Origin of the sequence: Modestobacter sp. DSM 44400 (assembly GCF_900107175.1) — a bacterium.
Lineage (GTDB): Bacteria > Actinomycetota > Actinomycetes > Mycobacteriales > Geodermatophilaceae > Modestobacter.
Genome location: NZ_FNOZ01000044.1, coordinates 23,785 through 34,128, shown reverse-complemented (window position 1 = coordinate 34,128; position 10,344 = coordinate 23,785). Strand labels below are relative to the sequence as shown.

Genomic DNA, 10,344 nt, shown 5'->3' with positions numbered 1-10,344 from the left:
ATCTACCAGCGCATGATCGGCGCCTACCGCGAGCCCGACCGGACCCGAGGCCGCGACCTCATGGAGAAGTTGATCACCTCGGTCAGCCACGGCGTCCCCGGCGCCCTGAGCGAGGTCATCACGCTCGGGCGAACCCTGAACAAGCGCGCCGCCGACGTGCTGGCCTACTTCGACCGCCCCGGCACGTCCAACGGCCCGACCGAGGCCATCAACGGCCGACTCGAACACCTCCGCGGCTCCGCCCTCGGATTCCGCAACCTGACCAACTACATCGCCAGATCACTCCTGGAGACCGGCGGCTTCAGACCCCGACTACACCCTGGATCGTGAAGAGCCCCATTACCTGGAGGCCGACCGGGGCCGGGCCGATGACTACTACCTCACGGAGGGCACGGGGATCGCCCGCCGCTTTACCGCCGTCGACGGTCGGGTTACCGAGCTGGCTCCGCTGACCGGGGACGGCTACGAGACTTGGGTCGCCGGCCACGATCCCGCCACTGGTGAACCTCTCGGGCGACTACGGACCGACGACCGTGCGGTGCGGTTCGTCGAGGTCGTGGTCAACGGCCCGAAGTCCTGGTCGCTGGCGGCGGCGCTGCACCCGGAGATCGCCGCCGCCTACGACGCGGCGCAGGACCGCGCCGCCGCCCGGAGCATCGCGTGGCTGGCCGACCACGCCACCACGCGGGTGGGCCCGGCCGGCGGGCAGGTGCAGGTCCCGGTCGAGCGGCTGGAGGCGGTGACCGTGCGGCACTACACCTCCCGGGCCGGGGATCCGCACCGCCATCTGCACCTGCAGATCAATGCGAGGGTGTTCGCCGCCGGGAAATGGCGCGGGCTGCAAACCGTCGGGCTCGCGACTCGCTCGCGGCGATCAACGGGATCGGGCACGCCGCGGTCGCCACCGACCCGCAATTCGGCTCTTCACGGTTCCTGGCGAAATGCGGGGCGTGAGCCGGTGATCATGAGGGTGACCCGGAGACGTTGAGGGCCCGTGGTCCTGCTGGGATGGGTGTTGCTGAGACACCAACGCCAGATGAGGTCCACGAGCCGTGTTCGAGCCTACGGGCTCGCAGCGTGATGCTCCGAGCACGATCTACAACCTGCCCGACTACCGGGTGATCAACGTGATCGAGGACGTCTGCGGTGTCCGCCGGGTCGAGGTCGAGTCGACCGACGCGCCGGGATGTCCGGTCTGCGGCGTGCTCGCGGTGCGGGTGCACTCCCGCCGACGGCAGCGGGTGCGGGATGTGCCGGTGGCCGGGCCGGTGGAGCTGGTGTGGGTCAAGCACCGCTGGTTCTGCGCCCATGCCCGCTGTGCGCGGGGCACGTTCAGCGAGGTCACCGACCAGGTGCCGGCCTTCGCCCGGTCGACCGCCCGGCTGTGTCAGGCGCTGGTCGCTGCGGTGATCGTGTCCGGGAGGGCGGCCAGCGAGGTCGCCCGCGCGCATGGGGTGTCCTGGTGGCTGGTCGCCTCGATGCTCACCGCCGCAGCCGACGTGCTCCTGCCCGAGCCCTCCTGCCCGAGCCCGACGACGTGGGCGTGACCCGGCTGGGGGTCGATGAGCACCGCTACCGGTCGGTGCGGTACTTCCGTGAACCCGACGGCAGCTGGCGGCGCTACGAGCCGTGGATGACGACCCTGGTCGACACCGACACCGGCCGGGTGCTCGGCGTGGTCGACGGGCGGGACTCCGCCGGCGTCGGCGGCTGGCTCACGGCGCGTAGCCAGGTCTGCGCGATGCCGTGGATGTCGTCGCGATCGATCCCTCGGCGGCGTTCCGCAAGGCGCTGCGCGAGCAGCTACCGCATGCGGCGGTCAGCGTGGACGCCTTCCACCTGGTCAAGCTCGCCAACGACATGGTCACCCAGGTCAGGCAACGCGTGGTCCGTGAGGCCAAGGGCCGCCGCGGCCGCCTGGAGGATCCGGCGTGGGTCAACCGGCGGCTGCTCCTGCGGGCCGGGGACACGCTCAGCCCCCGGGCGCTGGCCCGGCTGACGGCCACCTTGCGCGCCGACGACCCGACCGATGAGATCGGCGCGGCCTGGGGCATCGAGGAACAGCTGCCCGCGCTACTGACCAGCGGCTCCCTGACCGAGTCCCACGAGCGCAGGATGCGGCTGGGCGTCTCGGTGCTGGCCGCGAACATGCCCGAGACCGACCGGCTGTAGGCCACCGTCACCGCCTGGTGGGAAGCCATCGAGGTCCTGGTCGTCACTGGCGTGACCAACGCCCGCACCGAACGGCGAACGCCACAATCAAGCAGATCAAGCGCACCGGCCGCGGCTACCGCAACTCGGCCAACTACCGCGCTCGTATCCTGCTCCCCAGCGCTGCCCGGACGGCAGCGTGAACACCCATCTCAGCGAGACCGTTCACCAGGAACCGCGAAGAGCCACTGAAGTGGGGGCAGTCGCCGATCTGCTGTGGCGTGACGACGTCCGCGGCGCGGTCTCGTCGCCTAGACATGTCACTTCGTATAGATGTCACTGCTCAACGTGCTGTCCTCCTTCATCCCCGAGGGCGAGCGGATCGTCACCATCGAGGACGCCGTGGAGCTGCAGCTCCAGCAGGACCACGTCGTCCGGCTGGAGTCCCGGCCGCCCAACATCGAGGGCAAGGGCGCGGTCACCATTCGCGACCTGGTGCGCAACTCGCTGCGGATGCGCCCGGACCGCATCGTGGTCGGGGAGTGCCGCGGCGGGGAGAGCCTGGACATGCTGCAGGCGATGAACACCGGCCACGACGGCTCGCTGTCCACGGTGCACGCGAACACGCCGCGGGACGCGATCGCCCGGCTGGAGACCCTCGTCCTGATGGCCGGCATGGACCTCCCGCTGCGGGCCATCCGCGAGCAGATCGCCTCCGCCGTCGACGTGATCGTGCAGATCACCCGGCTGCGCGACGGCACCCGCCGGGTCACCCACGTGACCGAGGTGCAGGGCATGGAGGGCGAGACGGTGACCCTGCAGGACGCCTTCCTCTTCGACTACTCCGCCGGGGTGGACGCCGGCGGCCGGTTCCTGGGCAAGCCCGTCCCGACCGGCGTGCGCCCACGCTTCACCGACCGGTTCGCGGAGTTGGGCATCGCCCTCTCCCCGCGGGTCTTCGGTGCGCCCGAGGCCCCGCGGGCACGGAGCTGGTCATGACGTCCATGCTGCTCCTGGTCGTCGGGGCCGCGGCGGTGCTCGCCGCGTTGCTCGTGGTCGCGCTCGTGGTGCTGCCCGCCGGGCCGTCGCGGGTCCCACTGAGCCGGCTGGACCCCTCGGTCGCACCGCCGCCGTCCGCGCTCGCCGGCGCCGGCGCCGCGGCCGGGGTGGCGGTGGAGAAGGTGCTCGCCAAGGGGGGCAAGGTAGCGGCCGGCACAGCTGCCCTGGAGCGGGCGGGGATCGCGATGGCCCTGCCCGGCGTCGTGCTGCTGGTCGGTCTGGCCACCGTCGTCCTGACCGTGGCCGGCCTCCTGCTCGGTGGCCCGCTGGTCGGTCTGCTCTGCGTGGTGGTCGGGCCGCTGGCGGCGCGCGCGGTGGTCCGGTTCCGGGCCGGACGGCGCCAGGCGGTGTTCGCCGACCAGCTCGACGACTCGCTGCAGCTGATGGCCAGCAGCCTGCGCGCCGGGCACAGCCTGCTCCGCGCGGTCGACTCCGTCTCCCAGGAGGCGGACTCCCCGACCGCAGAGGAGTTCGCCCGGATCGTGAACGAGACCCGGGTCGGCCGGGACCTCTCTGACGCCCTGGACGAGGTGGCCGCCCGGATGGGCAGCGACGACTTCACCTGGGTGGCCCAGGCGATCGCCATTCACCGGGAGGTGGGCGGGAACCTCGCCGAGGTGCTCGACACGGTCGGCCACACCATTTGCGAGCGCAACGCCATCCGTCGTCAGGTGCAGGCACTCTCGGCGGAGGGAAAGCTCTCGGCGGTCGTGCTGATGGCCCTGCCGTTCGGCGTCGTCGGCTTCATCTCGCTGACCAATCCCGCCTACGTCGCGAAGTTCACCCAGAGCGTCGCGGGCTGGGCCATGCTGGCCGTGGCCGCGCTGCTGATGGCCGTCGGCGCGCTGTGGCTGAAGAAGACCGTGCGGATCACGTTCTGATGACGGGCATCCCCCTGTCCGTGCTCGGCGCCGCGACCGCGGTCGCTCTCGCGCTGCCGCTCCTGGGCTGGGCGCTGCTCGCCCGCCCGGCGGCGGCCGCCGGACAGGCGCGGGACAACCTGCACCGGGGCCTGGAGCTGGGAACGGCAGGGGACGGCCGGGGGACGCGACCCCCCACCGGCGGCCTGGTCCGCGCCCTCACCCCGGCGGGCACCGTGGCCCGGCTCAACCGGTTGGCCGGCACGGCCGGACGCCCGGCGGACTGGCCGCTGCCCCGGTTGGTCGCCGCGAAGCTCGTGCTGGGCGCGGTGGCCGGCGGGCTGGGCCTGCTGGTGGCCAGCTCCCGCCCGACGCTGGTCACCTGGCTCATGGCGGTCGCGGTCACCCTCGTCGCGTACTTCCTGCCCGAGCTGCTGCTCTACAGCCGGGGCCAGGAGCGGCAGGAGGAGATCGGGCTGGAGCTGGCCGACACGCTCGACCAGATGACCATCGCCGTGGAGGCCGGGCTGGGCTTCGAGTCGGCGATGGCCCGGGCCGGGAAGAACGGCACCGGGCCGCTGGCCGAGGAGCTGGTGCGGACACTGCAGGACATCGCCGTCGGCCAGCCGCGCCGGGACGCCTACCTGGCGCTGGCCGAGCGGACCGGCGCCCCGGATCTACGCCGGTTCATCCGCGCCGTGGTGCAGGCCGACGTGTACGGCGTCTCCATCGCCGACGTGCTGCGCACCCAGGCCCAGGAGATGCGGCTCAAGCGCCGTCAGCGGGCCGAGGAGAAGGCGATGCAGATACCGGTGAAAGTGATCTTCCCGCTGATCCTCTGCATCCTGCCCACGCTGTTCATCGTGCTGCTCGGCCCGGCCGTGATGGACATCGTGGCGGCCTTCTCCGGCTGAGCCGGGCGGGCCGGCCGCCCAGTCGGGCGGCCGGCCCGCCGGGCGGGTCAGCGGGGCTGTGCCGGGTTGGTCGGGTCGCCGTGGGACGGCGGGTTGACCGGCGGGCCCGAAGTGGCGGTCGAGGCCGCCGACCCACCGGCGGGTGCCGGGGCCGCCTCGGACTGGGCGGCGTCCGGCGCGCCGCCCGAGGGCTCGGCGTCACCCGAGTTGAGCTGCTCCAGCCGGTACGTCAGCGCCGCCACCACCTGGACCCGGTCGGCGTGCTCGCGCTCGTACCGGAGCACGGTGGCGAGCTGGGCCGCGCTCAGCGTGCGGATACGGGAGGTCAGGCTGCCGACCGGCAGATGGTCGTAGTCGGGCAGCGGGAGGTCGTCGTGCTGGGTCATCCCGGTTCCTCTCGGCTCGAGCGGATGGTGTCCCGGTCGGCCTACCCGGCCCGGCCGCCCTGACACCCCGGGTGTGAGGCACCGACCCGTGGGTAGGCCGCGACGACGCATCCCGCGGGGCCGAGCCACGGCCGCCGCCCGCACGCACCGAAGGAGCCGCCGTCCCATGGACGTGACCTTCCTGGAGCCGGTCTTCAGTGCACCCGGCCCGTTCGCCACGGTCTGTGCCGACGTCACCCACACCACCGAGAACGCCGACACCGAGGTCGAGCTGCGGGTGCGCGCGATCGGCGAGCAGCTCTCCGCGCAGGGCGCGCCGGAGGTCGTCGTCGACGCCGTCCGCGCCCGGCTCCTGCAGGCCAACGACGGGGGCCAGATCGCCACGCTGCGCGGCCGGGCGCTCGTCGTCGCCGCCGACAGCTCGGTGGTCCTCGACGAGGCGCTGGCCGACGCCCCCCGCGAACCGGTCGCCGAGTGGTCTCCCCACCCGGACCTGCTGCCGGTACTGCGCCAGCTCGCCGGGCGGGTGCCGCACGTCGTCGTGGTCGCCGACCGGATCGGTGCCGACATCTCGGTGGCCACCACGCCCGGCCGGCCGGCCGGGCAGGAGGAGATCGAGGGGAACGACTTCCACGCGCGCAAGGTGAAGGTCGGCGGCTGGGCGCACAGCACCTACATGCACACCGCCGAGAACCAGTGGGAGGAGAATGCCGGGCGGGTGGCCGATCACCTCCACACCCTGGTCGTGGAGGTGGGCGCGCAGTTCGTGCTCATCGCCGGGGACGTCCGTGCGCGCCAGCTCCTCGCAGACAAGGCGAGCAAGGAGGTCGGGAACGTCCTGGTCTCCATGGAGGAGGGCGGCCGGGCCGCCGGCGCCGACCGCGAGCCGGTGGAGCAGCGGGCCGCGCGGCTCGTCGCCGAGCACGAGGCACACGCCCAGGCCAGCGCAGTCGAGCAGGTCCAGGCAGCCTCCGCGCACGGGCTGGCCGTCACCGGAACGGCGCTGGTGGTCGAGGCGCTCCGCAAGGCGCAGGTGGAGACCCTGGTGCTGGCCGACCGGGTCGACGACGAGCAGCTGTTGATCGGCACCGAGCCCCTGCTCCTCGGGGTGGACGCCGCGGATATGGCGGCCCTGGGAGTGAGCGATGGCGAGCAGGTGCCTGCGGCACGGGCACTGCTGCGCGCCGCTGTCGGTAGCGATGCCGCCGTGGTCGTCGTTCCGCGCGCCGCGATGCCCGGTGACATCCCGGTGGCCGCCGTCCTCCGCTACACCGACGCCTCTACCCCCAGCTGACCACCGCGTCGGCACCCAGACCCCAGCCGGATCCGCCGGCTGCCCTCGAGAACGGAGCACCATGAGCGACCCCCACCAGGCAGGCACCCCCGCGGGCACCGACCCCGCGGACATCGAGCGGCGCGCGCAGATCGCCGAGGCGCTCGGCAAGGAGGTGTGGCCGGCCGACCGGGACACTTTGATCGCCAAGGCGCAGGAGTCGAACGCGATGGACAGCGTGTTGTCCGCGCTGCACCGGTTGCCGGCCGGTCAGACGTTCGAGAACGTCCAGGAGGTCTCCGCCGCCCTGGGCATCGGCACCGAACAGCAGCGCTTCTGAAAAAGGACCCCCCTGCCCCCCACCGCTCGCAGGCTCGCGGCGGGACCCTGCAGGGGGGCCGCCCAAGACCACAAGGAGTGCCGCATGCCTGACATGAAGGACCCGTCCCCCGAGGCCCTGGCCAACGTCACCGCGCACAACGTGGAGACCCGGTCGCACCTGCTCCCCGAGGAGCGCGCCGTGGAGGGCGACCTCGACCCCGCGGCGGGTGAGCTCGACCCGAAGGTGCAGGCCGCGGTGATCCTTGCCGAGTCCGAGGAGCGCACCGTGCACCCCGATCCGGACGACGCCCAGGGCGGCCACCGCCAGTCCGACGACACCGTCTGACGTGCGGCACGAACACCTCGTCCAGCTCCGCTGGTCCGACCCGGACTCCCTCGGCCACGTCAACCACGCCCGGGCGCTGAGCCTGATCGAGGACGCCCGGCTCGCGATGGTCGCCGACCTCCCCGGGGAGCCCGGTCTGATCCTCGCCCGGCTGGAGGTCGACTATTTCCGCCAGCTGTACTACCGGACCGGCGAACGGCTCGTGGTGCGCACCGTGGTCACCCGCATCGGCACGAAGTCCTTCGCCGTCCGGCAGGAGCTGGTGCAGGACGACGAGGTGGCCATCCACGCCGTCGCCGTCATGGTGACGTTCGACTTCGCCACCGACAGCTCCCGGCCGCTGACCGACGCCGAGCGGGCGCACTGGAGCCGGTACCTGGGAGGCGTGACACGCCAGTGACTTGGGTAAACGGCGTCCGACCTGAGGAGGGGCCGTGCCCAAGACCACGAGGAGCGGCGACGCGAAGCCCGAGGAGATCCCGAGCACCCTGGAACGCTCGGACGAGAAGGCCCAGCGGACCTTCGCCAAGGCGCACGACTCGGCCGCCGAGGAATACGGCGACGAGCAGCGCGCCAACCGGGTGGCCTGGGCTGCCGTCAAGCACACGCACGAGAAGGTCGGCGACCACTGGGAGCCCAAGGACCACAAGGGCCCCAGCGACGCCCAGGCCGAGGGCGGCGCCGGCACCGACCGGGAGACCAAGGGCGGGGTCGACGCCAACGCCACCAAGGAGCACCTGATGGACGTGGCCAAGCGGCTCGACGTGCACGGCCGTTCGTCTATGACCAAGAACGAGCTGGTCGACGCCATCCAGCAGGCCAACGACAAGGCCACCGCCGACGCACGTCGGACGTGACCCGGCGAGACTGGGGGCGTGTTCCGAGACCAGCTCCGGCTCCGCTACGAGGCGGCCAGCCAGTGGCCCCTCGTCGTCCTGGCGGTGCTCTTCGTCGCCGCCTACGCCTGGAAGGTGCTGCAGCCGGACCTGCCCGGCTGGTTGCGGACAACGCTGGCCGTGGTCACCGTCGCGACCTGGCCGGTCTTCGGCCTCGACTACCTCGTCCGGCTGGCGCTGGCCGACCGGCGGTGGGACTTCGTCCAGCGGAACTGGCTGGACGGCCTGGCCGTCGTGCTGCCGCTGCTGCGCCCGCTGCGCATCATCAGCCTCGTCCGCGTCGCCCGGGTCCTCGACCGGAAGCTGACCGCCAGCCTGCACGGCCGGGTCGCCGGCTACACCGCCCTGGCCGCGTCCCTGGTCGTCTTCATGGCCTCCCTCGCCGCCTACGACGCCGAACGCGGCGCCCCCGGCGCGACCATGGACAACTACGGCGATGCCGTTTGGTGGGCGCTCACCACCATCACCACCGTCGGCTACGGCGACCAGTACCCGGTCACCGCGGAAGGCCGCCTGGTCGCGGTCCTGCTCATGCTCAGCGGCATCGCTCTGCTCGGGGTGGTGACCGCGTCGGTCGCCTCCTGGTTCGTCGGGCGGGTCGCCGAGGCGGCGCAGGCCCAGCAGGACGTCCGGGACGACGCCGCCCTGCTGGGCCAGGTGCGCGAGCTGGCCGAGGAGGTGCGGGCGCTGCGGGCGGAGCTGTCCGCCGTCAGGACGACGGGATCAGGATGAGCTCGGTCTGCCGGTCGTCGAGGTACTCCACGCCGTCCGCGGTGAGGGCGATGCCCTGCTCCAGCGCCATCCGGACCAGCTGGCCGTTCCACTCGGCCACCGGCATCCGCACGCACAGCTCCAGCGCGTAGACGGTGTCCAGGTGCACCGGCGCCGAGCCCGCGCCGGGCACGCCGTCCTGCTGGTCCCACATGCCGATCGCCGGGCCGGCGCCGTGGCCGTGCACGCCCACCGGGTGGGAGTAGACGTCGCCGTCGATGCCCGCCTCGGCCGCCGCCGCCCGGGCGGCGGCCAGCACCTCGTCCCCCGTGCGCCCTGGCCGCAGCGCCGCCGTGGTGAGGTCCTGCATCCGGTTGCCGACGGCGAGCGCGGCCGACAGCCCGGCCGGGGCGGCCGCCTCGCCGGGCGGCAGCACGTAGCCGTTGCGCTGGGTGTCGGTGGTCAGGCCGAGGCTGGCCAGCCCGACGTCGCAGTGCACCAGGTCGCCGGGGGAGATGACAGCGTCGTAGGGCACCCCGGGCAGCACGGTGCCGCGCTCGTCGGCCAGCGGGGCTCCGGCCCGCTGCAGCCCGACGGTCGGCTGAAACCAGCCGTCGACGCCCAGGTCGGCGAACCGCTGCCGGATCCACCAGGCGACGTCCAGGGCCGTGGTCTGCCCGACGGTGATCACAGCGGGGGAGTAGGCCTCGTCGATCACCTGGTGGACGAGGCGGTTCATCGCGTGCAGGGCGGCGATCTCCTCGGGCAGCCGCACCTCCAGCCAACCCACCGCCAGCGCCTCGGCGGAGACCACCCGGTCGGCGTGTGGGCCGAGCGCGGCCATCAGCAGCCCGTGCTCGGTGTGCGACAACCCGTCGGCGTGCGCGAAGAGGGGGGAGACGTCGACCCCGATCGTGCGTGGTGCGGCCTGATCGACGAAGCGGCGCAGTGCCGCCCACTGCGACTCCTCGGCCGACAGCCCGGGGGCCTCGTCGGGCTCCCAGGCGGACAGGAACTGGCCCACCGGGTAGCGGGAGACCGCCGCGGCCGTCACGCCGTCGTCGCTGCGGTGGAACAGCAGGACAGTGCGCCGCCGGGCCGACAGCCAGTTAGCCGGCAGCAGCGTCCGGAGCACCGGGTCCTCGTTGTACTCCCGGCCCAGCACCGCCCACAGGTCGATGCCGGCGCGGTCCATCAGGCCCGGCAGCAGCTCCAGCAGACGCTGGCTGAGCCACCGGTCCCGCACCTCGGCCTGCTCCCGGAGGGGGAGCGGGACCGTCCGGGTCGGATCCGCGGGGTTCTGGTCCAGCAGCCGGGCGGCGGCGGAGGTGGTCATGCAGGCAGGAAAGCAGACCTGCGCCCGGCGCACCCCTCGACGGCTGCGACCGGCGGGCTCAGGACCGGCGGACTCAGGACCGGCGGACTCA

The 10,344-nt window shown here is 72.9% G+C and carries 14 protein-coding genes and 1 pseudogene; 13 read left to right on the top strand and 2 right to left on the bottom strand.

Annotated elements, in window-relative coordinates; translation table 11 throughout:
• The 7 genes and pseudogenes from BLW04_RS20120 to BLW04_RS20095 form a co-directional block, all read left to right on the top strand.
• A partial coding sequence (locus BLW04_RS20120) for a transposase (protein WP_139306932.1) occupies nucleotides 1-330 on the top strand: 330 nt, incomplete at its 5' end.
• Nucleotides 320-918: pseudogene (locus BLW04_RS20115) on the top strand (relaxase domain-containing protein); the annotation flags it as partial. The gene BLW04_RS20120 and the pseudogene BLW04_RS20115, both read left to right, overlap by 11 nt.
• A gap of 134 nt (nucleotides 919-1,052) precedes the next feature.
• Nucleotides 1,053-1,547, top strand: coding sequence for a transposase family protein (locus tag BLW04_RS28730; RefSeq protein ID WP_254781815.1), 495 nt, complete (start codon nucleotides 1,053-1,055; stop codon nucleotides 1,545-1,547).
• Between the two features lie 199 nt (nucleotides 1,548-1,746).
• A complete protein-coding gene (locus BLW04_RS28725) occupies nucleotides 1,747-2,172 on the top strand; it encodes a transposase (RefSeq protein ID WP_254781814.1) in 426 nt (141 codons plus the stop codon).
• 312 nt (nucleotides 2,173-2,484) lie between these two features.
• Nucleotides 2,485-3,150 (top strand): CpaF family protein, encoded by a 666-nt coding sequence (locus BLW04_RS20105; protein ID WP_305777667.1) that lies wholly within the window; start codon nucleotides 2,485-2,487, stop codon nucleotides 3,148-3,150.
• Nucleotides 3,147-4,091, top strand: a complete 945-nt coding sequence (locus tag BLW04_RS20100) for a type II secretion system F family protein (protein WP_091546469.1) — start codon at nucleotides 3,147-3,149, stop codon at nucleotides 4,089-4,091. Before BLW04_RS20105 ends, BLW04_RS20100 begins: the two co-directional genes overlap by 4 nt.
• Complete coding sequence (locus tag BLW04_RS20095; protein WP_091546465.1) at nucleotides 4,091-4,984, top strand: type II secretion system F family protein; 894 nt, start codon at nucleotides 4,091-4,093, stop codon at nucleotides 4,982-4,984. The genes BLW04_RS20100 and BLW04_RS20095 overlap by 1 nt, the downstream gene beginning before the upstream one ends.
• 47 nt (nucleotides 4,985-5,031) lie before the next feature.
• Here the strand turns inward: BLW04_RS20095 and BLW04_RS20090 are convergent, their stop codons facing one another.
• A complete protein-coding gene (locus tag BLW04_RS20090) occupies nucleotides 5,032-5,370 on the bottom strand; it encodes a DUF8129 domain-containing protein (protein ID WP_091546462.1) in 339 nt (112 codons plus the stop codon).
• 166 nt (nucleotides 5,371-5,536) lie between these two features.
• Here BLW04_RS20090 and BLW04_RS20085 point away from each other — a divergent pair, with 166 nt between their 5' ends.
• From BLW04_RS20085 to BLW04_RS20060, 6 genes are all read left to right on the top strand, one after another.
• Nucleotides 5,537-6,664 (top strand): baeRF2 domain-containing protein, encoded by a 1,128-nt coding sequence (locus tag BLW04_RS20085; RefSeq protein ID WP_091546459.1) that lies wholly within the window; start codon nucleotides 5,537-5,539, stop codon nucleotides 6,662-6,664.
• A 61-nt stretch (nucleotides 6,665-6,725) separates the two neighbouring features.
• Nucleotides 6,726-6,983, top strand: coding sequence for a DUF2795 domain-containing protein (locus tag BLW04_RS20080; protein WP_091546456.1), 258 nt, complete (start codon nucleotides 6,726-6,728; stop codon nucleotides 6,981-6,983).
• Between the two features lie 84 nt (nucleotides 6,984-7,067).
• A complete protein-coding gene (locus BLW04_RS20075) occupies nucleotides 7,068-7,310 on the top strand; it encodes a hypothetical protein (protein WP_091546452.1) in 243 nt (80 codons plus the stop codon).
• A gap of 1 nt (nucleotide 7,311) precedes the next feature.
• On the top strand, nucleotides 7,312-7,710 hold the full coding sequence (locus BLW04_RS20070) for an acyl-CoA thioesterase (RefSeq protein ID WP_091546450.1): 399 nt from the start codon (nucleotides 7,312-7,314) through the stop codon (nucleotides 7,708-7,710).
• A 34-nt stretch (nucleotides 7,711-7,744) separates the two neighbouring features.
• Complete coding sequence (locus tag BLW04_RS20065; protein ID WP_091546446.1) at nucleotides 7,745-8,167, top strand: ChaB family protein; 423 nt, start codon at nucleotides 7,745-7,747, stop codon at nucleotides 8,165-8,167.
• 18 nt (nucleotides 8,168-8,185) lie between these two features.
• Complete coding sequence (locus BLW04_RS20060; protein ID WP_091546441.1) at nucleotides 8,186-8,938, top strand: potassium channel family protein; 753 nt, start codon at nucleotides 8,186-8,188, stop codon at nucleotides 8,936-8,938.
• Here BLW04_RS20060 and BLW04_RS20055 read toward each other — a convergent pair.
• Complete coding sequence (locus BLW04_RS20055) at nucleotides 8,916-10,253, bottom strand: M24 family metallopeptidase (protein WP_091546436.1); 1,338 nt, start codon at nucleotides 10,251-10,253, stop codon at nucleotides 8,916-8,918. The two genes, BLW04_RS20060 and BLW04_RS20055, sit on opposite strands and share 23 nt — an antisense overlap.
• Between the last annotated feature and the right edge of the window lie 91 nt (nucleotides 10,254-10,344).